This window comes from Chthoniobacter flavus Ellin428 (genome assembly GCF_000173075.1).
Lineage (GTDB): Bacteria > Verrucomicrobiota > Verrucomicrobiia > Chthoniobacterales > Chthoniobacteraceae > Chthoniobacter > Chthoniobacter flavus.
In genome coordinates, this window is record NZ_ABVL01000004.1 from 436,706 (window position 1) to 461,323 (window position 24,618).

The following is a 24,618-nucleotide window of genomic DNA, read 5'->3' on the forward strand; positions in this document are numbered from 1 at the left end:
TCACTCGGCTCGCAGCAGGAGCACCTCGGGATGGGAAAATGCAAGGCGGCCGGTCTGCGGATCGTAGCTTCCACGGCTGGAGCCGCCAAATTGGGGGGCGTTACTCGAGAAGGCGACCTGCCAGGTCCGTCCTGGCTCGAGCTGGCAAAAAGTTTCCTGGCTTAGGTCACCGGAGTGACCGCCGCGCAAATCTCCCAGGAGCAGCCAGTCTTCCGCTTCGGCTTGATAGCGGATGGCGAGCACCTCGCAGGAAAGCGCCGCTACTTTCGTGTGCTGGCGATCGACGGGACGGAAAGCCGCGTATTTCCGGCGCAGCCGCAGCGCTTCGCGATAGAGTTTCAAACAGGCTCCGTGACCGGCCATGGTCGTTTCTTTCCATTGCAGTTTCGACTGCGCGAATGTTTCCCGCGCTTGTGGTGACGGAAAATCGCGTTCCGACAATTCCTTCACGAAGATGGGAAATTTTTGCAGATCCTTCCTTCGTCCTTCCGAGACCAGACGGCCGAGTTCCGCATGGTGATCCGTGAAATACAGGAATGGCGTCGAGGCGCCCCATTCCTGGCCCATGAAAAGCAGCGGCGTGTACGGAGCGAGGCAGAGCAGGGCGCTGGCCGCGCGATAGCCTTCGGGCGTCACGAAATGATTCAGTCGTTCGCCGAAAGCGCGGTTGCCGCACTGGTCGTGATTCGAAATGCAAAAGACAAATCGCTCCGGCGGCAGATGCGAACCGGCGGTATTGTAGCGCGGCTGGCCGGCCGGCCATGGTGGGGGATAAACCCAGCCGTTTTGCAGAATGTTGACCAGCTCCGGCAATTGCCCCTGAAAGGTGCCCGCGTACATGGAGCTCCGAATGAGCCCCACCTCCACGCTGTGGTGAAAATCGTCCGCCCAAACGGCGTTCACATCGGAGCCGTCTTCGTTTAGCGGCGAGATGAGCTTCGCGAGGTTCCGCTCATCTTCGGCGATGATGTAGCAGCCGCGGTCGTGAGCGACCTCGCCAAGTTCCGCGAGAATGTGCCGCTTCGAGTCATCGAAAATCGCGTGGGTGGCATCGAGTCGAAAGCCGTCGAAATGAAACTCGTCGTGCCAGTAGCGAATATTATCGCCGTAGTAAGCGCGCACCTCCGGGCTGCTGCTGAAGTTAATCGCCTCGCCCCACGGCGTATGATGCCGGCTCTCGAAATAATCCGGCGAAAACTCGCGCAGATAATTTCCGTCGGGTCCGAAGTGGTTGTAGACGACGTCCAGAATCACCGCCAGGCCGTGGGCATGCGCGGCGTCCACCAAAGCGCGCAAATCGTCCGGGGCCCCGTATCCGCGTGCCGGCGCGTAAAGCCGCACGCCGTCGTAACCCCAGTTATGCCTGCCGGGAAAATCCGCCAATGGCATGAGTTCAATCGCATTGACGCCCAAGTCCCGCAGATACGATAGACGCTCGATCACGCCGCGATAAGTTCCTTCCGGCGTAAATGTCCCAACGTGCAGTTCGTAAATGATCAGGTCGCGAAATGCTGGCCGGGACCAGGTTTCATCGGTCCATCGGAAATCCCCTGGATCGACGACCATCGCCGGACCGGAGACGTCATCCGGTTGGTAGCGCGAAACGGGGCAGGGGAGGAGCTTTCCCGTGCCGAGATCATAAAGATACCGGTCACCGGCCCGTCCGGAAGCGTCGAGACCACTGTGATAACCATTTCCTTCCCCCGCGAGCTCCAGCTTGCGCGTTTCGCCGCCCTCAGTCGTGACCGCCACGGAGACGCGCTCCGCCTTCGGGGCCCAAACACGGTAGTGAACCCCGTCGCGGCCGATCTCGGCTCCCTGTGAATATTTTCTCCCTGACATCGCCAACGCAATCGCACGAACAAGCGTATTCGGTTGTCCCATGCGCGCAAACCGGGGACGTGTCGCGTAACAGTAGGAGATGTCAGACCCACTCTGGTTCAAGAGCGCCGTCATCTACGAGCTGCACGTCAAGACCTTCATGGATAGCGATGGGGATGGTCTTGGTGATTTCCGCGGACTGATCGAACGGCTCGATTATTTCACCGAACTCGGGGTCACCGCCCTGTGGCTGTTGCCCTTCTATCCGTCGCCCCTCAAAGACGACGGTTATGATATTGCCGACTATTTTGCCGTGCACCCCAGTTACGGCACGCTGGACGATTTTCGAACCTTTCTCGATCTCGCCCATGAGCGTGGCCTGCGGGTCATCACCGAACTCGTCCTCAACCACACCTCCGACCAAAACGCCTGGTTCCAACGGGCCCGGCGTGCGCCCAAAGGCTCACCGGAGCGGGATTTCTACGTCTGGACTGATGATCCGCGAAAATACAAGGAAGCCCGGATTATTTTCAAGGACTTCGAGCCGTCGAACTGGACCTGGGATCCCGTGGCGAAAGCCTATTTCTGGCATCGCTTCTATGCCCACCAGCCGGATCTGAACTTCGACAATCCGCTCGTCCATGCGGAACTCTTCCGGGCCATCGATTTCTGGATGGCCATGGGGGTCGATGGTCTTCGGCTCGATGCCATCCCCTATCTCTATGAGCGGGAAGGGACCAACTGCGAAAATCTCGATGAAACGCACGATTTTATCCGCAAATTGCGCGCGCACATCGATACGAAATTCCCCAATCGCATGCTGCTCGCCGAAGCCAATCAATGGCCTGAGGATGCCGTGGAGTATTTCGGCAACGGCGACGAATGCCATATGGAATTTCACTTTCCGCTCATGCCGCGCATGTTCATGGCGATACAGATGGAGGACCGCTTCCCGATTCTCGACATCCTCGACCAGACGCCGACCATTCCGGAAAACTGTCAGTGGGCGATCTTTCTCCGCAACCACGATGAGCTGACGCTCGAGATGGTCACCGATGAAGAGCGCGACTATATGTATCGGGTCTACGCCGAGGATACACGCGCGCGGATTAATCTGGGCATTCGCCGCCGGCTCGCACCGTTACTCGGTAACAACCGGCGCAAGATCGAACTGATCAATTCGCTGCTCTTCTCCCTGCCGGGTACGCCCATTATCTATTACGGCGACGAGATCGGGATGGGCGATAACTTCTATCTCGGTGATCGCAACGGCGTGCGCACGCCGATGCAATGGTCGCCGGATCGCAATGCCGGCTTTTCGAAGGCGAATCCGCAGCAGCTTTATCTGCCGACCATCATTGATCCCGAGTACCACTACGAATCGATCAATGTGGAAAACCAGCAGCGAAACCTTTCGTCGCTGTTTTGGTGGATGCGGCGGATGCTGGGGGTCCGCGAGAAGATCAAGGCGTTTTCCCACGGGACCATCGAGTTCCTGCAACCGGACAATGCCAAGGTCCTGGTGTATGTGCGCCGGTTCGAAAACGAGGCCGTGCTGGTTATCGCCAATCTCTCCCGTTTTTCCCAAGTCGTGGAACTCGATCTTGCGGCCTATGCCGGCATGGTTCCCGAGGAGCTCTTCGGACACGCCAATTTCCCGGAGATCAAGCAAACGCCGTGGGTTCTCACGCTGGGCCCACATGGCTTTTACTGGCTCGCCCTGCGCCCGCCGCCGGTCGTCGCCGCGGTGGAGGCGGTGTGGGCGCCGCCGGAGCTGAAAGTGCCGGCCACCTGGGGCAACGGCCTCATCAAACATCTCGAGCGCGAGGTATTGCCTGCCTATATCCCGACCCGCCGCTGGTACGGCGGCAAGGAGCGGGTGCTCCGTGAGATGAAGATCGTGCAAAAGGTTCCCTTCGGCGGAGAGGGGGCGGCGGCGCAGCTTTTCGTCGTCGAGGTCTCATTTACCGACGGCCTGCCGGAAAGTTATCTGCTGCCCGTGGCTTTTGCGGATGAAAATACGACGACGCGTCTGGCCGCGGAGGCTCCCCAGGCGATCATCGCGCGTCTCGACGGACAGCAATCCCTCTGCGATGCGCTGCATCTTCCGGAGGCCCGGGCGGAACTGCTCCGTCTCATTGCCGGGCAGACGGCCGCCTCCGGGCGCACACGATTGGTCGGGACAAAACTGGCCGCATTCGATCCCGCAGCCTTCGAACGTTCGCTGGCCAATTCGCGCCTGGTGAGCGTCGATCAGTCGAACACGTCGATCGCTTTTGGCGACACCTGGCTCCTGAAAATCCTGCGCAAGTTCGAGCGTGGCGCTCACCCGGATACGGAGATCACCCGTTTCTTGAACGAGGATGTGCGCCTGCCTTGCGTGCCGCCTTATCTCGGTTCGCTCAGCTTGGCCGATCGGGCGGGCGATGCGTCGATTGGGATGTTGTTTGGTTTTGTCGTCAACCAGGGCGACGGCTGGACCTATACCCTCGATGCGCTGGCACGCTACTTTGATCGCGTCCTCGAAGCTCGCCGCGATTTCGATAGCACCGCGGCTCCGGATCTCATCGGTGCCATCTATCGTGAACGCGCCCGCCAGCTCGGTCAGCGGACCGCCGAGATGCACCGGGCGCTGGCCTCCGTCGAGGAGCGCGCGGATTTTGCGCCTGAGCCATTTAGCACGCTGTATCAGCGCTCGCTCTATCAAGGCATGCGTGGCTCGGCCGGCTATATCCTGCGGCGGCTGAAACGCCAGCTCCCACGCCTGCCCGAGGACGCTCGCGCCGATGCCGCCAGCTTGCTCGCCAGTCACGCGCCGCTTCTCACCATCTATGCGCGGCTGCTCACCCATCGCATCGATGCTTCGCGGATTCGCATCCACGGCGATTTTCACCTCGCGCAGGTGCTCAACACCGGCAAGGACTTCGTCATCATCGATTTCGAGGGCGAGCCACGCCTGCCCTTGAGCGAACGGCGGCTCAAACGATCCGCCCTGCGCGACGTGGCGGGCATGCTGCGATCCTTCGATTACGCGGTAACGACCACCTTGCGCAATGAGCGTGCGGACGATGTGCAACGACTGGCCCCTTGGGCGCAGGCCTGGGCGGAGACGATTCGCGATAGCTATCTCACCGCTTATCTCGAGGCCGCGGCAGGCGCGTCGTTCCTGCCCACGTCCGCCGAGGATACGCAGCTCCTCCTCGAGGCCTACCAACTCGACAAAGCACTCTACGAAGTGGCCTACGACTTGAGCTATCGTCCCGGTTGGGTGGCGACCCCATTGCGTGCAGTGAAGACCATGCTGGCTCAATTCAACGGGCATTAAGAGACCCTAAAAAGTGCCCGCAAATTACGCGGATGACACGGATGGGATACCTTCATTCGTGTTGTCTGTGTGATTCGCGGGCCAACGCTCGTGGTGAACTTTCTTGTTGATTGCCGCGTGGGTTTGCGCTCTCCGTGTGTTGTGGCGAAAGCACTCCGCAATTCATCGATCAGCCGCTGCCTTGTCGTGGCTGTCATGCTGCTTTCGTGGCTCGTCGTCACCAACCACTGCGCGCTCGCCCAGCTTGAGGGGCGGAATATGCGGCACGCCCATTGCCATGCGTCGAAGGACGACGCGGGCAAGCAGACTCCGGCGGATGGCATGCGTGAATGCTGCAAGGCGATCAAAGCGAATCTGACCGGCAAGCAGGAGATCAAATTCGAACTCTCGTGGATCGAAGTGCAAAGCTACGCGTTGCCGCAAACGCTGTTGGCGCCGGTGGCGATTCCGGCATCCGATTTTCTGCAGGACCACGGACCTCCGCGGGTCGTTTCGTTCGCGGAAAATGTTCTCCAAAGGAGCCTGCTCAGCCACGCTCCGCCGGCTTTCGTCTAGCGATGCGGCGCCCGCCAGCGGCGGGAGGTTCTGCCGCATCGCCACGCTGACCTGAACTCGTGTGAGTTCAGCGTCTTCGCGTGCTTTTTCCACACCGTCGTGTCGTGCCCTCCCGCCTGCCCGTATGCCACGACGATTCCACCCAACTGGGGCGGGTCACTCCAAAACGAAATCAAGAACATGAAATCCAAATTCACCCTCGCCATCCTCATCGCTACCCTCCTGGGGAGCACCTTCGCCTTCGCGGACACCGCGACTGTGCCGAAAAATTATCCGCTCAAAAAATGCGTGGTCTCCGGCGACACCCTCGGCAAGCACGGAAAAGCCGTGAAAGTCTCCTATCACGGCACGGACGTGTATCTGTGCTGCAACGATTGCATAGGCGACTTCAACAAGCACCCGGCCAAGTATGTGAAAATGGTCAAGGACGCCGAGGCGAAGAAGTAGCCTTCCCGATGATGCGAATTCCTGCCCTTTGCGCGGCGGTGTTGCTCACCGGATGCGCGACCACGCCTCCACCGCTGACCCCGGCTTCGCCGGCCAGTCCCGATGCTCCCGAGGGAGCGCGAACACCGCGTAAAACTTCGCTCGGTGCTGACGCGGCGACACGGAAGACCGCTGCGCTGCTTTCCGCCGCGCAAAAGGAGCAGGCCCACTGGGATGCCTACGGCCCGGTCTCCGGCAATCCCGACGAAGAACCCAAGGCCGACGCCAAACCGGAGATGAAACATGACCATCCCTAGGAGAACGATCACGCTGGCGGTCCTCGCCTCTGGCCTTCTTTCCGGTCCTGCGTGGCCAAAGGATCCGCCGTTGCACGCGGTCGAAAAAGCCGTGACGGATCGCACCGGGTTCGCCGTGCGCTGGCAACAAAATGCCCAGGCCCGGGAAGAGGCGCTCACGCAAGTGCGTGCTCTGTTGAAGAAGCCGCTAAACGTCGACCGTGCCGTGCAAGTCGCGCTGCTCAACAATCGCGATTTGCTCGCCACCCTGGAAGACGTGGGCGTCTCCGCGGCGGACCTGCGCGAGGCGGGTTTGTGGAAAAATCCGAGTATCAACTTGAGCCTGCGCTTTCCCGATCGGCCACCATCGGCGACGGATGCGGAGGAAGGTGTGGCCTTCGACCTGCTCGACTTGCTCATGATTCCATTGCGCAAGCGCGTCGCCGCCGATCACCTCGTTGCCGCGCAGTTGCGCGTGGCCGATGAAGCGCTACGCCTCGTGGCTGAGGTGAAGGCAGAGATCTATTGGCTGCAAGGCGATGCGGCGATGCTGGCTCATCGGAAAACCATCGTGGACGTCAATGCTACCGCGGTGGACCTGGCGCAGCGTCAGCACGAGGCCGGCAATATCACCGACCTCGCGCTCAACCAGCAGCAGGCTACTTACAATGCCGCTCGTCTGGCCCTCGCCGCTGCGGAAAACGAGCAGCGCGAACATCGCGAAAAGCTCAACCGTCTGCTCAGCCTGTGGGGACCGGACACGGCTTGGAAACTCACCGAAGGGTTGCCCGCACTGCCGGAGGGGAATGTGCCCCTTCGCGGGCTGGAATCGCTGGCCGTGGCTCAGCGCCTCGATCTCGCTGCGGCGCGTGCGGAATTGGAAAGCGTGGTGCGTGCGCTCGGGCTCACGAAAAGCTACCGCTATATCGGGGCGCTGGAATTTGGCGTAGATACCGAGCACAACCCGGATCACAGCAACGTGACCGGTCCCACGTTACGTTTGGAACTGCCGTTGTTTAATCAGGGACAGGCGCGGGTCGCCAAGAGCGAGGCGGAATTGCGCCAGGCGGAGCGCAAGCTCGAAGGACTGGCCATCGACATCCGCTCCAATGTGCGGGCGTTGCACGACAAGCTCGCCGCCCTGCGGGAAACGGTCCAGTTTTACCAAAAGGAAATCGTGCCGACCCAGCAGGCGGTCGCGACCGGGACGCTGCTGCGTTACAATGGCATGCTCTTGGGCAACTACGACGTCTTTGCCACCCGGGCCGAGGCAGCCGATGCGGAACAGAAATCCATCGAAGCGCTCCGCGACTATTGGATCACGCGCACGGAACTGGAACGCGTGGTCGGCGGAAATCTTCACCCGCAACGGCCCGCCAAGACAGCGGATTACAAAACCAACTGACATTTTCGTATGATCACTCGACGTGAACTTTTCACCGGTGCCGCCGCTCTGGCGGGAGCCGCGGCCATTCCGCAAGTCGCACGCGCGCAAAATCCGCCGCCTCCGGGCGATCCCTTTACCCAGTCGCGAACTCCGGACGGCAAGATCGTGCCGCCGAGTTGGACGCGGCCGCCCCATCCGGAGCCCGGGGAACCGGGCAAGCACTACACCCCGAGCGTGACGCTCAACGGCTTTACGCTGCCATGGAAGCTCGTGGACGGGGTGAAAGTCTTTCACCTCACCGCCGAGGAAGTGCCGAACCATGAATTCGCGCCCGGATTGAAAGCGCATTGCTGGGGCTACAACGGACAGGTGCATGGACCGACTATCGAAGTCGTCGAGGGAGACCGTGTGCGCGTTTATGTGACCAACAAGTTGCCCGAAGCCACTGCCGTGCATTGGCATGGTATTATCGGGCCGAATGGGATGGATGGTGTTGGTGGGCTCACGCAACGTTCCATTGCGCCGAACGAAACGTTCAAATACGAATTCACTCTCTGGCAGCATGGCACGTTCATGTATCACGCCCATCACGACGAGATGACGCAGATGGCGCTGGGGCTCATGGGCATGATCGTCATTCATCCGCGTGAGCCACGCGGCCCGAGGCCCGATCGCGATTTTGTCTTTCTGCTCAGTGAATGGAAAATCGTCGCCGGCACGATGCGGCCGGATCCGAATGAGATGACCGAGTTCAACGTGCTCACGCTGAATGCCCGGTGTTATCCCGGCACCGCGCCGCTCATCATCAAAACGGGCGATCGCGTGCGCATTCGTTTCGGCAATCTCTCCGCGATGGATCATCACCCCATGCATTTCCACGGGCACTATTGGTGGGTGACCGCGACCGATGGCGGCGAGATTCCCGAGAGCGCCCGCGTGCCCGAGGTGACGACGATCGTTCCCGTGGGCAGCACGCGCACCATGGAATTCGTAGCTAACAACCCGGGGGATTGGGCCATGCACTGCCACATGTCCCATCACGTGATGAATCAGATGGGGCACGGCCTGCCGAATCTCATCGGGGTCAATACGCGCGGTCTCGATCAGCAAGCGCGCCAATCCCTGCCCGGTTACATGACCATGGGCGACACCGGCATGGCCGAGATGGGCCAGATGGGAATGCGCGTCCCGCGCAATAGCCTGCCCATGATTGGCAGCAAAGGGCCACACGACTACATCACCATGGGCGGCATGTACACGAACATCAAAGTTCGTGATCATCTCGAGAGCTACGACAAAGACCCGGGTTGGTACGAAGCGCCGCCCGGCACCCGAGCCGATGTCGCTAGCATCGATGAAATGCAACGCGACCTCGGCTTCATCCCCGGCGCCACTCCCAAGCCCGAAGGCGAGCACATGCATCACCACGGCTGATTGCGTGTCTCTCCGCGGGCGAAAGCCTCCTATTGGGTCGACGTCGGATGATAGGGCTCGAGAGCGATGCTCCGTCCGTTGATGTGCGCGGTGGTTTTGCGATCGGCTTCGACGGCCACGACCTTCTTGTCGCGGAGTTGCAGGACAAACTGGCAGGTGGTATCGAAGGTCACATCCGGCTTTCCGTCGCCATCGAGATCGATGGCGTTGCCTTCGCCACCGGCAGAGGTGCGGCCGATGTAGAGCGTGCCGTGGACGGCGCCGAGACTCGACTGGAAGCCGTCGTCGGTGACGCGCAAACTTGCGCGCACCTTTTCGGCCGCGGGATCGCTCGGGCTGCGCGGATAGACGAATGTCTGGTTCAATCCATCGGTCGCCAAAGCGCGGACAGGAAGCAGCCAGCCGTAAGTGCTCCGCAAGTGCTCGTCGTTTTCCGGGGTCACGGCGCCGGTGCTGATGGCTAAGAATGCCTCTTCATCCGCGCCATCGCCGTAGCTTGTCGTCGCGCTGTGGTCGCCAATCTTGGTTCTCAGCGGTGCTCCATCGTTTTCCAGCAATGGCCACGTGACGCCAAAATCCGTTGTGCCTTTCGCATGGGTGGTGACCAGCACGCCATCCGGTGTCAGGACGAAATCCTGGCGGAAGGAAGGTCCGCTCCCTTTGAATGGCGCGTAGTCGATGGCGCACCGGACGAGGAGCGGGTGGGCAAATTGCACGCTGAATTTACCGCGATAGCGATCCGGCACATCGGCCATGCGCACCCAGTGGCCGTCTTCCGTCCAGGTCGGTGCGAAGGTGATGCCGCGCCCCGTTTTACTTTCCCGCTCGCCGTCCGACGGACCCAGCCGTGAATCCCAACCGGCGCGGGCGAAACGGACGACGCCGAGCGCGGACCAATATTTATCGTAGACTTTGTAGGTATCGCTGCGGACATCGGCAAATATCTGCATGCCACCCGCATTGGCGACGACGCTGGCAAACTTACCGTCCATGGCCGCCGCATAGCCGCCGATCTCGGTGGGCGCGGGTTGCTCGGGGATTTCGGTCTTCCGCGAGAGCCACGACTCCGCGAGATGCATCATCACCGCGCCATTGTAGTTTCCGTAGTTGCTGGCCGGTTGATAGCCCACGCGTTCCGCGGGATCGAAGTGGTTCTTCGTGACGTAATAGGAACCCGCCCAAGGGGCGTCCTGCCGACGCCAGCGGGCGATGCTTTGGAAGCTGAGCATGGCTGCGTGACGGTATTCGCCGGCGAGAAGGTCGTCCCCCGCAGCATGCGCGCGTTCCGCCATGACGTCGAAGGCGAGCTGATACAGCACATCATTGAAAACGTGATCGTCGGTGCGGCCGTTGGGTGGACATTGGCCCGACGGATCTTGCAAGAGCAACGTCGTCGCCGTGCCGCGTTCGACCGCCTGGCGGATTTCCCCGCTCGATGGACCATCGTAGCCCGATTCGACAAGCGCCAGCAGGTTGCCTCGGCCCACGGCTTCCACCGCGTGCGGTTCGGGATTCGTCGTGTGATCCTGGTAGAGGTTCCATTTGTCGCCCACGATGCGATCGCGCTGCTGGCCGTGCAGCCAACTGTCCTCGATGAAGGCCACGGCGCTGTCATGTTCCACGAGACCCATTTTGGCGCGCAGCCATTCGCCCTTCATCCCGTAGGTGCGCCAGTTATTCAGGCCGCCGTGGACGAGTTGCTCGCGCGGGGTTTTCAGGCGATCGCGCCAGAGTACGATCTTTTCCGCAGGCACGTGATCGCGGTAGAGCTCCAGCGCGCCGGGCAGGCAGGCGAGAAAGAACTCTCCGTGTGCATCGGGGATTTTCGCGTCACCCTTGGCGAAACATTCGGTGGCGCGATCCATCGCTCGGACGCCGTTGTCGAGGAGGTCCGCAGCCCGCCCGGCGTGGATGAGAGTGCCGACGGCGAAGGCGAAATAGGGCGTGGAATACTGGTGCTCCCGATGCAGGAACGGATCGATGACCGCGCCGTGCGCGTCCTGATGCTGGACGGTGAATCGGCAAATCCCCTCGATGGCATCCAGATATTGATCGCGCGAGATTCTCAACGGCTGCCAGGGCCGGGCCGTGAGATGGAACTGCAACTGAGGTAGCGTCGCCGGCAAATCCTGGGCATGGAGTGCCGTGACCAGGGATGTGGCAACGAAAAGGGATTTGAAGCGGGGCATGTTCGAGGGGGAGAGGGATCGCGGCGCAACCGGTTACTTCGCGGGCGAGACCAGGAGCTTCTCCAAAAGGAAGCTGAAAATGTCGGGATGCTTTACCCCCGTCGCGCCCGTGTAATTGAACTCATATTCCACGCCGAGCGTCTTCAATTTCTCCACCAAGGCCGCCCCGAAATTCGCCGAGTGCGGCGGATCCTTCCACGGCTCGCCGAGGGCGACCGGTGAATCGTAATAAAGATAGACCGGTGGGGCAGCCTTGGTGGCCAGTTCGTAAGGCGAGAATTGCCGAATCCACGGCATCAGTTCGTCGCGCTTATCGAGAAATGTCTGGTAACTCGGCAGCGAGAACGCGTGCCCGCCATATTGGTTGTTGGGAATCCACGCGGTCATCTGTTTCGGGTCCAGCGAAGTCTGCGGGACAAAGGTCACCGCACAGCGCAACCGGGTGGATTCGCGGGCGACGGGATCGGCACTTTTCGGATCCGCGAAGTCGGCGTGAAAAGCGAGATACAGCGTATTGAATCCGCCCGCCGACCCGCCACAGCCGGCGATGCGTTCCTTGTCGATGTTCCACTCCTTCGCCTTGCTGCGCACGAATTGGAGCGCGCGAACGCTATCATCCAGGCAGGCTTTCACCGGCGGATTGACGCCATCTTTGACGGCATCGGGCAGGAGGCGATATTCGATCGAAACGACGGAGATTCCCGACTTGAGACAAGGGACCAGGAAGTCAGGTGTGTTCTTGTCCCCTGACATCCAGCCACCACCGTGAATGTAAAAGAGCAACGGCGTCGGTTGGCTGGCTTCCGCCTTGTAAAAATCGAGCACCTGCCGTGCGTGGTGACCATACGGCACGTTGGCCAGCGTGGGTTTTGGCGAGGCTGGCACTTCGGCCTGCAGATTCGCGGAGGCCACCGCGACGATGGTGAGAATGGCGGCAAGAATGGGGCGGAAATGTTTCATTGGCGAATCGGAGCGAAATCGGAAACCGACTGTCCCAATTGCCCATGCCAAACGTCAACTCTGGCCACGAGGGAAGCGGATGGCAGGGCCGCGGTCGAATTGCGGCTCGCTGAGGCGTTTCGATTTTGATGTTCGTCCGGCTGGGTAAGTGGTGCATCCTCGGCCTGTCATTTTTCCCCTTCGAGTTCGCGCATTGCTATGAAACGGTTTCGGTTGTCCCAGAAAGGCGAGTGGATCATCAATGAATTGAGCATGCTTTCTGGCAAATGGCTGGGGCGGTCGAGGGGAGTCTTGCCGTTGCTGCGCGCACTGCGAGAACTGGGCGAACCCGCCGCGATACTGCAATTGCTGGATCTCTTATTCGACAGTGACGAAGCCATCGCGCAGGAGACGGCAATCACCGTGCGAGAACTGCTCAAGGCAGTTCCAATGGGATTTTACCCGATGCTCGACGAGCGCCTGCGCCGGGGTGGAAGTTATCGACCTGCGCAAGAGCGCTGGAACTTGCTCGATGTGGAGGCGCTACGCATAATTTCCGGCCGACCGGATGCCATCCTGTTGCTCGAGTTGGCCTCCAGTCACGGCAATGGTCACGTGCGCGAGACAGCGCTGGGGTTACTCGATCAAAAAGTGAAATCCGGTGAAGAAATCCCGTTTATTCTTCTCCGCTTGGACGATTGGGTGGAGGTGGTGAGCACTTGGGCGGAAGATGCCATCCTCGAGCGCTTGGTGGAATCGAACCGACCTGCCTTTCTCCGTTGTCTCCCGCTCGTGATGCGCTTGAGCGCTCGTTCGCGAGCCAGGGCGTCCGCGGTGCTGGGACGCGTGGTGGCATTTTTCCAGGAGGACATTTCCGCCCTGGCGATTGCGGCCATGGAAATCGAGGACGGCGGCGCTCGACACTACGGCCTCTCCCTCGCGTGGCGGATCGCTATGAGGAAAGGAGAGGAGGCGCAACGTGCGCTCATTGAGACCGCGACGAAGAGCAAAAATCCGGCGGTCCGCTTGGTGGCTGCCCTCTGGTTGACGAAGACCGGAGTAACGCCGGCTTTGACTAGGTCGTATTTGGCGGACCTTCTGCGCGACCGTGTGATCAATGTGCGTTACGTGGCCTTGAGCTGGTGTGTGGTCCACGAGCCACAATCCTTTCGCGAGGAGCTTCGAGCGGCTCTGTTGGATTCCAATGCATCTTTGCGCTCCCTGGCGCAATTCTATTTGCCGAGACTGGAACCCATGGATGTGCGGGGTTTCTATCGCGACATGGTGGCCGCCGGCGACTCGGCCTTTTTGACGCCGGCTCTCGGCGGCCTCGGCGAAACCGGAAAAGCGGAGGACGCGACTCTGGTCTTTCCTTTGCTCGAAGGAGGGAAAATCAGCGTTCGCAAAGCGGCATTGGCGGCGCTGGCCCGACTGGCGCCAGGATCACACCTGGAGTTATTCGTTCGCGCGCTGCAGGATCGCAGCCCCGGTGTGAGCAAGCAGGCACGTATCGTTTTGGAATCGCGAGTGGGTGAAATTGGTGATGAGCGCCTTGAGGCAATTATTAAGAGCGACACCTATCCTCACGTGCGCAGACAAACGCTGGTTCTCATCAACCGACTTCCCAAATGGAAAAAACTGCCGTTGCTGATTCAAGTTGGCGGAAACCCGGACGATTCGTTGCAACCGCTTGCTTCCGTCTTTCTGCAGGTGTGTCTTCTCACCTACAATCGGACCCATTTTTTGCAGCCTACCCAAAGCGAGGTGGCCCGCTTACGGGCGGCGTTCGAAACCAACGAGGAGCGATTGGAATATCGAATTCGGCAGGAGCTAAAGGGACTCGTTGAAATCATCGTTTGAAATTCCGGGCTCTGCGTAATTCACCGTTTGATCGGATTCCCTGTCTGCACGCCAGCGGTATGGCGCGGAAGATCGCGCGTATGTCCGGCGTTGCGCTCGACGTTCAATGCGGCTTCCAGTTCCTTCACGATTTCCGGATGCTGCTCGCTCACGTCCTTCGACTCGGTCGGATCCTCCGCCAGATTGTAGAGCTGGCGCTGGAATTCCGCTGCGTGCGCTTTGCGAAGGCCGGGGCTGATCTGTTTCACCGGCACGCCTTCGATCCACTTCCACGGTCCTTTGCGAATGGCGAAGACGCCGTCGTTGCTATGTTCGACCATATCTGAGCGCAGGGGCTGGTCGTATTTCTCCCCGAGTAGTGCGGGCAGGATGTTGCAGCTATCCTCCGCCGCTTTCTCGGCTGACGGGAGTTTTTCGCCGACAATCGCGGCAGTCGTGGCCAGGACGTCGACGAGACTGATCATCTCGCGGCTTTCCGTGCCGGCGGGAATCTTCCCCGGCCAGCGCGCGATGAATGGCACATTGAAGCCGCCCTGGAAGACATGCGTCTTGCCGCCGCGCCATTGGCCATTCACGGCCAACCCGGCGTGGACGGCGTCCATCTCGGGACGCTTTTGAGTGGGCTCGTAAATTCCGCCGTTGTCACTCGTGAAGATGACGAGGGTGTTCTGGGCGAATCCCTGCTTTTCGAGAGTCTCGAGCACGCGTCCGACGGTGCGATCGAGTTCGTGAATCCAGTCGCCGAACCGACCGGCCTGACTGGTGCCTCGCGTATCGCGTGACGGCGTCACCGGTTCGTGCACGGCGACCGGCGCGAAGTAGAGGAAGAACGGTGTCCCGGCCTTTTGCTGTTCGATCCAGTGGGCGGCCTGATCGGTCAACTCCGGCATCACGCGATCGTCCACCCGCCGCGGCGCATCGATCTCCATCGGTGTGTGCCCGTGGCCCTGCTGCGATTCGCTGTTGTAGGTCGGCGCGAAGTTTTCATCGTCTGGCACCGGTGCGGGCAATTTCAGATCGGCAGGAATTTTTCCCGAGCGCAATCCGTAGACGTAATGATTTTCCACATAGACGCCCGTGACGTCGCCGTGGTTTTGGGGGACGGCGAAGTGATAATCGAAGCCGAGCTCATTCGGTCCCGGAGCCAGCTCCGCAGTGTAGTCCACCCGGTATTTCGGATCCTTCTTCCCATCGCCGTAGCCGAGATGCCACTTGCCGATGGCCGCCGTGTGATAGCCATGCGCCTTGAGCATCGACGCCATATTGTAACGCGTGGGCTCGATGAGCATCGGGGCAAAGGTGTTGAGCGTTTCGTATTTGAGCGAGGTCCGCCAGCAATAGCGCCCGGTGAGCAGTGAGTAGCGCGTGGGCGTGCAGACCGAAGAGGTCGTATTCGCATCGGTAAACCGTCGTCCTTCATGCGCGAGGCGGTCGATATTCGGCGTGCGCACCAGCTTCCCATCCGCGCCGAAACATCCCACGCTGCCGTAGCCGAGATCATCGGCGAGGATGATGACGATATTGGGTGTCGACGTCGTTTCCGCTGCCGGAGCGAAGACGCCGAGACCAAAAAGAAAGAGAGTGAGGAAAGCTGAGAATTTCACGCGAATGAAAGAAATGGGACGGGATGATGGTTTCCCTATCTATTCGTCTTCCTTCCTTTCCTTGGGAGGAAGACGCGCCGTCCAGATTACGGAATGGCGTAGCCTCCAACGCCGCGAAAACTCAGGAGCCTATCGTACTTTTCCCAGAGCTGCCCGAACGGCGACATTTGTCACGATTGCGGAAAATTCTCTTTTGCGAAGTAGCGGCTTGCCTCGGTGCGCGGGTCAGCTTTTGCTGCCCGGGAAATGGTTGCAGTTCTCCCATGCAAATTCTGACCACGGAGCAAGTGCTGGCGCTGGCTCCCGACGCGGCATCGGTCAAAGCCGGGCAAGGGTTGTCCAATCCGGGAAAATGGGTTTCGCTCGGCCGCGATGATCGCGCGGTTTGGGGGGAATGCCAGGGCAGCGGCAAGGATCCCTATCGCGCCCAGGCGGACCTCACCGGTCCAGCTTTTCACTGCTCCTGCCCAAGCCGGAAATTTCCCTGCAAGCACGGCCTCGGATTGCTCCTGCTGCTGGCGGCCAACCCGGCCCGCGTGTCGGAGACCACGGCGCCTGCGTGGGTCACCGAATGGCTCACCAAGCGCCAGGCCAATGCCGAAAAGAAAGCGGCCAAGGCCGAAGCGGAGACCGCTCCGGTCGATCCGGAAACCGCGGCGAAACGAGAGGCCGACCGAACGAAGCGCGCTGCCAAACGCGAAGACCGCGTCCGGGCCGGATTGACCGACCTGGAAACCTGGCTCGGCGATTTGGCGCGGCAAGGTCTCGCGCATGCCAAACAACAACCCGCGCAGTATTTCGATACGATGGCCGCGCGCATGGTCGATGCGCAGGCGCCGGGGATTGCCCGCCGGTTGCGGGAATGGCCGGGGGTCTTTGCGTCCGGCGATGGCTGGGCGGATCGCGCATTGGCGGAAGCGGGGACGCTGCGCTGGCTGCTGCACGGCTTTTCCCGGCTCGATACACTGCCGGAAGGTTTGTGCGCCAGTGTGCGACAGGCCATCGGATGGACCACGGCGGAGCAGGAATTACAAGGAGCGGAATTGCAGCGGGACCGCTGGCAGGTCATCGGCCAGATCGTGGAAGAGGAAGACCGATTGCGTGTGCAGCGGACCTGGTTGATCGGCGAGGAAACTCAGCGTCCGGCCCTGTGCCTGAGCTTTGCCGCGACGAATCAAGCGCTCGATGTGAGCCTGCTGGCCGGTACGGTCATCGAGGCCAGCGTCGCCTATTATCCATCCGGTGCTCCGCTGCGGGCACTCGTTCGCGAGAGGCACGGTGAGCCGAAGCCGCTGGTGAATGGTATGGGCTGCGAGACTTTCGCCGAAGCCTTGCAAGGCACGGCGGAATTGCTGGCCGGCGATCCCTGGTTGGAGAAGACGCCGTGGCTGGTGCGGGAATGTCTGCCGCTGCGCAGGGAGGATACGTGGTGGCTGTGCGATCGGGACGGGGCCATCGTCCCGCTGGCCCGCCAGTTTCCGCATGCCTGGCCATTGCTGGCCCTGAGCGGTGGCAAGCCCGTGACCGTATTCGGCGAATGGGATGGTCATGCCCTTCATCCGCTCTCCGCGATCGCCGAGGAAAAGTTCATCGCGTTGGGAGGGGCGTTGTCATGAGCGCGTGGAAAGATTACGTCACGGCGGCTTTGCTCGGTTCCGGAAAATCCGCGCTGCCGGCACTGCCATCCTCTTTGCAGGCCGCGCTGGGCGATACCGAAACGATGGATGCGGAGTCGCGCTTTTTGACCCACGCTGGCGCGATCGCTCTGTGGCGCCGCGCGGGATGGAAGCCGCTGCATCATGAGACCGCGGTCGTTGCCGCCGAGTCTGAATCGACCGCGCCTTTGAGCCGCGCGAGCATGGGCCATCTGCGCGCGATGCTGGCCGGACGTTGTCTTTCGGCGCTGCCGGAGTGGCTTGGAGAAGTGGCCCGTTCACGTCGCCACGTGCCGCCGGAATTGCTTCCCGCATTGCTCGACCGTGCCCGACAGGAGCGAGTCCTGCGTTCGCTGGTGATTTCTGCCGGTGGACAACGCGCGTTATGGTTGGCGGCACAGAATCCGTTGTGGAGCTTTGGTGAAAGTGCGTTGCCGGAATCGTGGGAGACGGGCGGCCGTGACCAGCGGTTGGCCATTCTCCGCTGTTGGCGCGCGGAGACACCCGCCATGGCACGGGCGAAGGTCGAAGAGGTGTGGGCTGCGGAACCCGCGGACATCCGCACCGCGCTCGTTGCGGAATTGGCGACCAATCTTTCGGAAGAGGACACTCCTTTTCTCGAGCGTCTGCTCGACGATCGGAGCAAGGAAGCGCGACGGGCGGTCATCGATCTTCTCGCGCGTTTGCCCGCTTCTCCCTTCGTCGCGCGCATGACCGCGCGAGTCACGCCGCTGTTGCATTTTACCAAAGGCGGCCTGCTCTCCCGCGCCACGCTGGAAGTGACGTTGCCTGGGGATCCCGACGCGGCGGCGACGCGGGACGGCCTCGATCCGAAAGCCTTCGGTCAGCAAAAGATCCTCGGCGAAAAGGCGGTGCTGCTCGTGCTGATGCTTTCCGCGGTGCCCCTGCGTCATTGGACGGAAGCTTTTCAACAAACGCCCGAAGCGCTTCTCAAGGCGGTGCAGAAAAGTGAATTCGCGCGGGCCCTGGCCACCGGTTGGGCCTGGGCGGCGCTGCGTCAGCGGGATGCGACCTGGGCGGAAGCCCTGCTCGACGGTGGCGTTGCCCCGCACGGTGAGTTTCTGCCCGCCAAACCATTGCTTATCGTGCTACCTGATGCTGCGCGAGCGGTGCGTCTGGCCGCCTTGTTGCGCGAAGGCGCACTGACGAAAAAGGACACCACCCGCTGGCAGGAGTTCACCGATCTGCTTTCCACTTTGCCCGGCCATTTACCACCGGCGCTGGCCCGCGATCTCCTCGCGGTGCTGCGGAAGGAATGCGCCGACGGCCTGCCGTGGCATCTCCGCTCCCTGGCCGAATCCTTTCTCCTGCGACTGCCGCCGGCCATGCTCGGCGAAGCCGCTCAAGGCTGGCCGATCGACCAGGAAGGCGTCGCGCCGCTGGTCGAAATTCTCTCCTTCCGTCACGACGCTCTCACCGCTCTTACCCCATCCTGATATGTCCACGCCCGCCCTTCGCGCACACGCCGAACAGCAATTCGCCGACGAACTCGCCGCGCTCGTCCGTCACGACGACAAACCGAAACCGCCGAATTGGAAGCTCTCTCCATGGGCGGTTGCCACCTATCTGCTCGGTGGCGAATTGGGCGGTGAGAAAATCTCCGCGAAATACATCGGCCAGCGCCGGGTCATCGAAATCGCCATCGCCACCCTGGCCACTGATCGCGCGCTGCTCCTGCTCGGCGTTCCCGGCACGGCGAAGTCCTGGGTCTCCGAGCATCTTTCCGCGGCGATCAGCGGCGATTCCACACTCCTCGTGCAAGGCACTGCCGGCACGCCCGAGGAAGCGGTGCGTTATGGTTGGAACTACGCGCAGCTCCTGGCCAAAGGGCCGTCGTTGGAGGCCCTCGTGCCGAGTCCGGTCATGCGCGGGATGCGCGAGGGCCGTATCACCCGGGTGGAAGAGCTCACCCGCATTCCGGCGGACGTGCAGGATTCGCTCATCACGATTCTTTCCGAAAAAGCGCTGCCCATTCCCGAGCTCGGTGACGAAGTGCAGGCCCGTAAAGGTTTCAATGTCATCGCCACCGCCAACGATCGCGACAAGGGTGTGAACGATCTTTCCAGTGCGCTCAAGCGTCGCTTCAACACCGTCGTGCTTCCCTTGCCGGAAAGCGTGGACGAGGAGGTCGAGATCGTGCGCACGCGCGTGGCCAGCCTTGGCAAAGCACTGGAAATTCCCGCGGAACCGCCGGCTCTCGAGGAGATCCGCCGCTTGGTCACCATCTTCCGCGAGCTGCGCGCCGGCGCCACTGCCGATGGCAAAACCAAGCTCAAGTCACCCAGCGGCACCTTGAGCACGGCGGAAGCGATCTCCGTCGTCAATCAAGGCCTGAGCCTCGCCGCGCATTTCGGCGATGGTTCCCTGCGCGCGGCGGACCTTGCCGGCGGGGTGCTCGGCGCCGTCGTGAAGGATCCGGTGCAGGACAAAGTCGTCTGGCAGGAATATCTCGAGACCGTGGTGAAAGAGCGTGACGGCTGGAAGGATTTGTATCGGGCCTGCCGTGAACTCAGCTAGCCGCCATTGCCATGCAAGACGCCGCCTCTCTTCATGCCCGTCGCGTGGCGCAGCTCGCTGCGACTCTCGCCGCGCGGATTCCGCTGCAGTATCTGCGCGATCCGCTGTCGCTCGATCACATCGCCGCCCGCTGGTGTGAGCGGCAGCGGGTTTGGCACGGGCCGGAGCATCTGCTCGCGCTACTCGATGAGATCGACACGCTGCCGGCCGGCGTGGACCGCGATATCCTCCTGCTCGTTGCGCTGTATCACGACGCCATCTACGATCCCCGCGCGGCGAATAACGAAGAAGCCAGCGCTGCCTTGTTGCTGGCTCACGCCGTCGAGCCGCAGGATACGATCATCGTGCAAGCGGCGGAGATCATCGTCGCTTCCAAATGGTCGCAACCACCCACGACGCCATTGGCGCAGCGGTTCTTTGCCATGGACGCGCGCCAGCTCGGCGACGAATGCCCGTTGCAGGAACGTCTCGCCTACGAGCGGGCGATTTTCTGCGAATACCAGTGGGCCGATTGGACGACCTATCGCACGAAGCGGCGCGAGTTCCTGCAAGGTTGGGCGCGGATGTTTCCCCAGCATCAGCGCGGTGTCGCGGAATGTTACGAACTGCTCGCCGGTCTGCGTCCACGCGTGGCGGTTTACCCCGGTAGCTTCGCACCGTTTCATCTCGGGCATCTTTCCATCCTGCGCCAGGCGGAGTCGGTCTTCGACAAAGTCATCATTGCCGTGGGCGTGAATCGGCAGAAGTCCGGAGCGGTGGAGACGGCCCAGGCGCGTTCGATGGAACTGCAGGCGCGGCTGCGCTATCATGAGGTGGCGTCCTTCACTGGTTTGCTCACGAGTTTCGTCGAACAGATGGAGGTGCCCGGTCACCGTGGTGCGAGGTGTTCGCGACGGCACGGATCTCGAGGCAGAGCTGCGCTTCGTCCGTTTCCTCAACGAGCTGCGCGCCGGAACCGGCGTAGTTTGGATCAGTTGCGAAGCGGAATACCAACATCTTAGCTCCAGCGCCATCCGTGAACTGGAAGCCATTGAACCAGGAGCGGGAGAACGTTATGTGCCCGCGACGGCGACGATCTACGACCTCGTCGATCAGAAACAGCCGGGCGTCGCGCGATGAGCACTGAGACGCATATCCTTGGCATTCGTCATCACGGCCCCGGCTCGGCCCGGAGTGTGGTCGCCGCGTTGGACGCGATTCGCCCGCAGGTACTCCTCGTCGAGGGACCGCCGGATGCCGATGAGCTCCTTCCACTGGTCGCCCACGTGGAGATGCGGCCGCCGGTCGCGCTGCTCATCTATCGTCCCGATGATCCGAAGCGCGCGGTGTTTTATCCGTTTGCGGCGTTTTCACCGGAATGGCAGGCGATCCGCTGGGCGTTGGTGAATCAGGTGCCGGTGCGCTTCATGGACCTGCCGCAGCGGCATCGCCTCGCCCTCGATGCCGAGGAGCGGGAGAGCACTGCGTTGAACGACCCGGATCGCCGGGTGCGGCGCGATCCCTTTACCCTCATTGCCGAGGCGGCGGGCTTCTCCGATAGCGAGCGCTGGTGGGAGGAGCAGTTCGAAAAGCGTCATGCCGGCCCTGAAATCTTCAAAGTGGTGCTCGAACTCATGACTGCACTGCGCGAGGAGCAGCCGATCGAATCTTTGGATCTGCGGCGCGAAGCGTGGATGCGGCAAACCATGCGCGAGGCGCAGAAGGAAGGCCACGAGCGAGTTGCAGTGGTCTGTGGCGCATGGCACGCGCCTGCGTTGGCGACTATGCCTACGGCGAAGAGCGATACGGAGGTATTGCGCGGACTGCCCAAAGTCACTGTGGCCGCGACCTGGCTGCCGTGGACACATCGGCGATTGACCTTCGCCAGCGGATACGGCGCGGGCATTCACTCGCCGGGCTACTACGAGCATCTCTGGGCGCTGGGGCATGACGGCCAGTTGGCGACTCGGTGGATGACCCGGGTCGCGCATTTGCTCCGGGCGGAAGATTTGGAGAGCTCGACCGCAAGTATCATCGAAGCCACGCGTCTGGCGGAAACGGCGGCCGTGTTGCGCGGTTGTGTGGTGCCAGGGCTCGCGGAATTCAACGATGCGGCCCAGGCGGTGTTCTGTTTTGGCGATGCCGCGCCGATGGCGCTCATTCGCGAGCGTCTCATCGTCGGCGAAGTGTTGGGTGGCGTTCCGACGGAAGCTCCCCAAGTGCCGCTGCAGCGCGATTTCCAAAAGGAGACCAAGCGTCTGCGCCTGCCGCCGGAGGCCTTGGATCGCAAGCTGGAACTCGACTTGCGCAAGCCCAACGATCTCGATCGCAGCCAGTTGCTGCATCGGTTGCGCTTGCTTCGGGTCGCTTGGGGCAAACCGGAGACGGCGCGAGGGAAGGGGACTTTCAAGGAGGCCTGGACGCTGCGCTGGGAGCCGGAGCTGGAAGTAGCGCTCATCGAAAGTGCGCCGTGGGGAAATACCATCGCCGAGGCGGCGACACGTTTTACCATCGAGCGCGCGACGCAATGTGAAACATTGCCGGAGCTGACGGCGCTGGTCGAAATCCTCCTGCTGGCCGAGTTGCCTGAAGCTGTGGAGAGCGTGATGCAGCAGCTGGAGAATCAGGCGGCGCTGACGAGTGATGTGGGCCACTTGATGGATGCCCTGCCGCCACTCACCGCCGTGCTGCGCTACGGCAATGTCCGCCAGACCGATGCTACCATGGTGAGTCATGTGGTGTCGGGGCTGGTGGCCCGCATTTGCGTGGGGCTGCCGCCGGCGTGTTCCGCCCTGAACGATGACGCCGCCGCGGAAATGCAAACGCGAGTGAATGCCACGCAGAGCGCGCTGTCCACGCTGGCGGACGAAAGTCTACGCACGGCGTGGAGCGCGACGCTGCGCCAATTGGTGGAGGACGACGCGCTTCATGGCCTGATCACCGGACGCTGCACGAGGCTGCTTCTCGACGACGGAGTGCTCGCAGCGGGCGAGGTGGCGGCCCGTCTTTCCCGCCACCTTTCGCGGGCGAATCCGCCCAACCAGACTGCGGCGTGGATCGAGGGTTTCCTCGCTGGAAGCGGCCTGGTGTTGCTGCACCAGATGCCGCTTTGGAATCTGCTCGATGGCTGGCTGAGTTCCTTGACGCCGGATCATTTTACCGAAGTGCTGCCGCTGTTGCGCCGCACTTTTTCCACCTTTGCTCCACCGGAACGGCGGCAGATGGGAGAACTTGCCAAAAGCGGCATTGGTTCCGTGACCACCCTGACGGCGGCGCCGAGCGAAGAAGATATCGACGAAGAGCGCGCCAACCGGCTCCTGCCGACATTCTCGCTGCTCCTCGGAAACCCACCGGAGACCAGATCATGAACACTCCTTCCACGGAAGAACGTCTCCATCGCTGGCGCCTGGTCCTGGGCGCCGCGGAAAAGAGCGACGGCACCGGCTGTGCCTTGTCCGCCGACGAATTGCGTCTCGATGCCGCTCTTTCAGCGCTCTACGACGCGCAGGGTTTCGGCGGCCAGGGTGGCGGAAAGCGTAGTGCCGATTTAAGCGCCTCCTCGCCGAACGTGACTCGCTGGCTGGGCGACATTCGCCAATTCTTTCCGAAGTCCATCGTCCAGGTGATGCAGAAGGACGCCATGGAGCGGCTTAATCTCAAGCGCCTGCTGCTCGAGCCGGAGATGCTCGAGACGGTGGAACCAGATATCCATCTCGTCGGCACGCTGCTCTCGCTCAATTCAGTGATTCCAGAAAAGACCAAGGCTACCGCCCGGTTGGTCGTTCGTCGGGTGGTCGAGGAACTGGAGCGTCGGCTGGCCAGCCCGTTGCGCCAGGCGATCACCGGCAGCCTCAACCGCTCCGCGCGCAACCGCCGGCCGCGCCACAACGAGATCGATTGGCACCGCACCATCCGGGCGAACTTAAAGCACTACCAGCCTGAATACCGCACCATCGTCCCGGAGACGCGGATCGGTTTCGGTCGCAAGACCGCCGCCCTGCGCGATATCATTCTCTGCGTGGACCAGAGCGGTTCGATGGCCGGTTCGATCGTCTATTCCGGAGTCATGGCCGCGGTGATGGCGTCCCTGCGGGCGGTGCGGACGTCCCTCGTTTTCTTCGATACCGCGGTAGTCGATATGACGGAAAAGCTGGCTGATCCGGTCGATGTGCTCTTCGGTGCGCAATTGGGCGGTGGCACGGACATTCATCGCGCGGTGACTTACTGCCAGAGTCTCATCGCGCGTCCCGCGGAAACCATCTTTGTCCTCATCAGCGATCTCATCGAGGGCGGAAACAAGGAGCAGCTCTACCAGCGCGTCGCCTCGATCGCCGCCAGCGGCGTGAATATGATCACGCTGCTCGCCCTCGATGATTCCGGAGCACCCTGCTTCGATCACGAAGTCGCGGGCACGTTTACCTCCCTCGGGGTTCCATCGTTTACCTGCACGCCAGATCTTTTTCCGGACCTGATGGCGAACGCTATTCAGCGACGCGATATCAGCCAATGGGCGGCGACCCAGGGGATCAAAGTCGAGCGCGGTGAAAAGCCAGCCACCAAAAAGTGAATGGCATAACGGATTGACCGAACACTAAGTGTGTAGTAGACAC

Annotated in this window: 17 protein-coding genes; 13 read left to right on the forward strand and 4 right to left on the reverse strand. The window is 61.6% G+C overall.

Annotation, left to right across the window (positions count from 1 at the left end; all coding sequences use genetic code 11):
• Complete coding sequence (treZ, locus tag CFE428DRAFT_RS09390) at positions 1-1,956, reverse strand: malto-oligosyltrehalose trehalohydrolase (protein ID WP_083805060.1); 1,956 nt, start codon at positions 1,954-1,956, stop codon at positions 1-3.
• On the opposite strand from treZ, the gene treS reads away from it, so the two are divergent.
• The 6 genes from treS to CFE428DRAFT_RS09420 all read left to right on the forward strand — a co-directional run bounded on the left by treS (position 1,922) and on the right by CFE428DRAFT_RS09420 (position 9,244).
• Entirely contained in the window at positions 1,922-5,146 is a 3,225-nt protein-coding gene (gene treS, locus CFE428DRAFT_RS09395; RefSeq protein WP_006979282.1) for a maltose alpha-D-glucosyltransferase, read from the forward strand. The genes treZ and treS overlap by 35 nt on opposite strands.
• 141 nt (positions 5,147-5,287) lie before the next feature.
• On the forward strand, positions 5,288-5,701 hold the full coding sequence (locus CFE428DRAFT_RS09400) for a hypothetical protein (RefSeq protein ID WP_131989667.1): 414 nt from the start codon (positions 5,288-5,290) through the stop codon (positions 5,699-5,701).
• 180 nt (positions 5,702-5,881) lie between these two features.
• Positions 5,882-6,148 (forward strand): hypothetical protein, encoded by a 267-nt coding sequence (locus CFE428DRAFT_RS33335; RefSeq protein WP_006979284.1) that lies wholly within the window; start codon positions 5,882-5,884, stop codon positions 6,146-6,148.
• Between the two features lie 8 nt (positions 6,149-6,156).
• The gene (locus CFE428DRAFT_RS09410; RefSeq protein WP_006979285.1) at positions 6,157-6,444 is read left to right on the forward strand and encodes a flagellar basal body L-ring protein FlgH; all 288 of its coding nucleotides are present in this window, start codon (positions 6,157-6,159) and stop codon (positions 6,442-6,444) included.
• Complete coding sequence (locus tag CFE428DRAFT_RS09415; protein WP_006979286.1) at positions 6,431-7,828, forward strand: TolC family protein; 1,398 nt, start codon at positions 6,431-6,433, stop codon at positions 7,826-7,828. The genes CFE428DRAFT_RS09410 and CFE428DRAFT_RS09415 overlap by 14 nt, the downstream gene beginning before the upstream one ends.
• Positions 7,829-7,837: 9 nt before the next feature.
• Positions 7,838-9,244 carry a multicopper oxidase family protein gene (locus tag CFE428DRAFT_RS09420; protein ID WP_006979287.1) on the forward strand — a complete coding sequence of 469 codons (1,407 nt, stop codon included), beginning with the start codon at positions 7,838-7,840 and terminating at the stop codon, positions 9,242-9,244.
• A gap of 29 nt (positions 9,245-9,273) precedes the next feature.
• Here the strand turns inward: CFE428DRAFT_RS09420 and CFE428DRAFT_RS09425 are convergent, their stop codons facing one another.
• A complete protein-coding gene (locus CFE428DRAFT_RS09425; RefSeq protein WP_006979288.1) occupies positions 9,274-11,433 on the reverse strand; it encodes a hypothetical protein in 2,160 nt (719 codons plus the stop codon).
• A 33-nt stretch (positions 11,434-11,466) separates the two neighbouring features.
• Positions 11,467-12,393 (reverse strand): alpha/beta hydrolase, encoded by a 927-nt coding sequence (locus CFE428DRAFT_RS09430; RefSeq protein ID WP_006979289.1) that lies wholly within the window; start codon positions 12,391-12,393, stop codon positions 11,467-11,469.
• Positions 12,394-12,645: 252 nt separating this feature from the next.
• Here CFE428DRAFT_RS09430 and CFE428DRAFT_RS09435 point away from each other — a divergent pair, with 252 nt between their 5' ends.
• Positions 12,646-14,232: a hypothetical protein gene (locus tag CFE428DRAFT_RS09435; protein ID WP_157447469.1), complete on the forward strand. Its 1,587-nt coding sequence runs from the start codon at positions 12,646-12,648 to the stop codon at positions 14,230-14,232.
• 20 nt (positions 14,233-14,252) lie between these two features.
• Here the strand turns inward: CFE428DRAFT_RS09435 and CFE428DRAFT_RS40380 are convergent, their stop codons facing one another.
• Positions 14,253-15,836, reverse strand: a complete 1,584-nt coding sequence (locus CFE428DRAFT_RS40380; RefSeq protein ID WP_006979291.1) for a sulfatase family protein — start codon at positions 15,834-15,836, stop codon at positions 14,253-14,255.
• Positions 15,837-16,099: 263 nt separating this feature from the next.
• Between CFE428DRAFT_RS40380 and CFE428DRAFT_RS09445 the strand changes: the two genes are divergently transcribed.
• The 6 genes from CFE428DRAFT_RS09445 to CFE428DRAFT_RS09470 all read left to right on the forward strand — a co-directional run bounded on the left by CFE428DRAFT_RS09445 (position 16,100) and on the right by CFE428DRAFT_RS09470 (position 24,575).
• Complete coding sequence (locus tag CFE428DRAFT_RS09445; RefSeq protein ID WP_006979292.1) at positions 16,100-17,452, forward strand: SWIM zinc finger family protein; 1,353 nt, start codon at positions 16,100-16,102, stop codon at positions 17,450-17,452.
• Positions 17,449-18,948, forward strand: coding sequence for a DUF5691 domain-containing protein (locus tag CFE428DRAFT_RS33340; protein ID WP_006979293.1), 1,500 nt, complete (start codon positions 17,449-17,451; stop codon positions 18,946-18,948). Before CFE428DRAFT_RS09445 ends, CFE428DRAFT_RS33340 begins: the two co-directional genes overlap by 4 nt.
• Position 18,949: 1 nt before the next feature.
• Positions 18,950-20,029, forward strand: a complete 1,080-nt coding sequence (locus tag CFE428DRAFT_RS09455; protein ID WP_006979294.1) for an ATP-binding protein — start codon at positions 18,950-18,952, stop codon at positions 20,027-20,029.
• Positions 20,030-20,040: 11 nt separating this feature from the next.
• On the forward strand, positions 20,041-21,030 hold the full coding sequence (locus CFE428DRAFT_RS09460) for an adenylyltransferase/cytidyltransferase family protein (RefSeq protein ID WP_006979295.1): 990 nt from the start codon (positions 20,041-20,043) through the stop codon (positions 21,028-21,030).
• 114 nt (positions 21,031-21,144) lie between these two features.
• Positions 21,145-23,376, forward strand: coding sequence for a DUF5682 family protein (locus CFE428DRAFT_RS09465; RefSeq protein ID WP_006979296.1), 2,232 nt, complete (start codon positions 21,145-21,147; stop codon positions 23,374-23,376).
• Positions 23,373-24,575, forward strand: coding sequence for a VWA domain-containing protein (locus CFE428DRAFT_RS09470; protein ID WP_006979297.1), 1,203 nt, complete (start codon positions 23,373-23,375; stop codon positions 24,573-24,575). Before CFE428DRAFT_RS09465 ends, CFE428DRAFT_RS09470 begins: the two co-directional genes overlap by 4 nt.
• The last annotated feature ends 43 nt before the right edge of the window (positions 24,576-24,618 follow it).

Excerpts from the sequence above, each read along its gene's own strand:
- CFE428DRAFT_RS09430 (WP_006979289.1), bottom strand. The coding sequence starts at position 12,393 with ATGAAACATTTCCGCCCCATTCTTGCCGCCATTCTCACCATCGTCGCG.
- CFE428DRAFT_RS09455 (WP_006979294.1), top strand. The coding sequence starts at position 18,950 with ATGTCCACGCCCGCCCTTCGCGCACACGCCGAACAGCAATTCGCCGAC.
- treS (WP_006979282.1), top strand. The coding sequence starts at position 1,922 with ATGTCAGACCCACTCTGGTTCAAGAGCGCCGTCATCTACGAGCTGCAC.
- CFE428DRAFT_RS33335 (WP_006979284.1), top strand. The coding sequence starts at position 5,882 with ATGAAATCCAAATTCACCCTCGCCATCCTCATCGCTACCCTCCTGGGG.
- treZ (WP_083805060.1), bottom strand. The coding sequence starts at position 1,956 with ATGACGGCGCTCTTGAACCAGAGTGGGTCTGACATCTCCTACTGTTAC.
- CFE428DRAFT_RS09460 (WP_006979295.1), top strand. The coding sequence starts at position 20,041 with ATGCAAGACGCCGCCTCTCTTCATGCCCGTCGCGTGGCGCAGCTCGCT.
- CFE428DRAFT_RS33340 (WP_006979293.1), top strand. The coding sequence starts at position 17,449 with ATGAGCGCGTGGAAAGATTACGTCACGGCGGCTTTGCTCGGTTCCGGA.
- CFE428DRAFT_RS09425 (WP_006979288.1), bottom strand. The coding sequence starts at position 11,433 with ATGCCCCGCTTCAAATCCCTTTTCGTTGCCACATCCCTGGTCACGGCA.
- CFE428DRAFT_RS09410 (WP_006979285.1), top strand. The coding sequence starts at position 6,157 with ATGATGCGAATTCCTGCCCTTTGCGCGGCGGTGTTGCTCACCGGATGC.
- CFE428DRAFT_RS09470 (WP_006979297.1), top strand. The coding sequence starts at position 23,373 with ATGAACACTCCTTCCACGGAAGAACGTCTCCATCGCTGGCGCCTGGTC.
- CFE428DRAFT_RS09415 (WP_006979286.1), top strand. The coding sequence starts at position 6,431 with ATGACCATCCCTAGGAGAACGATCACGCTGGCGGTCCTCGCCTCTGGC.
- CFE428DRAFT_RS09445 (WP_006979292.1), top strand. The coding sequence starts at position 16,100 with ATGCAAATTCTGACCACGGAGCAAGTGCTGGCGCTGGCTCCCGACGCG.
- CFE428DRAFT_RS09420 (WP_006979287.1), top strand. The coding sequence starts at position 7,838 with ATGATCACTCGACGTGAACTTTTCACCGGTGCCGCCGCTCTGGCGGGA.
- CFE428DRAFT_RS09465 (WP_006979296.1), top strand. The coding sequence starts at position 21,145 with ATGAGCACTGAGACGCATATCCTTGGCATTCGTCATCACGGCCCCGGC.
- CFE428DRAFT_RS09435 (WP_157447469.1), top strand. The coding sequence starts at position 12,646 with ATGCTTTCTGGCAAATGGCTGGGGCGGTCGAGGGGAGTCTTGCCGTTG.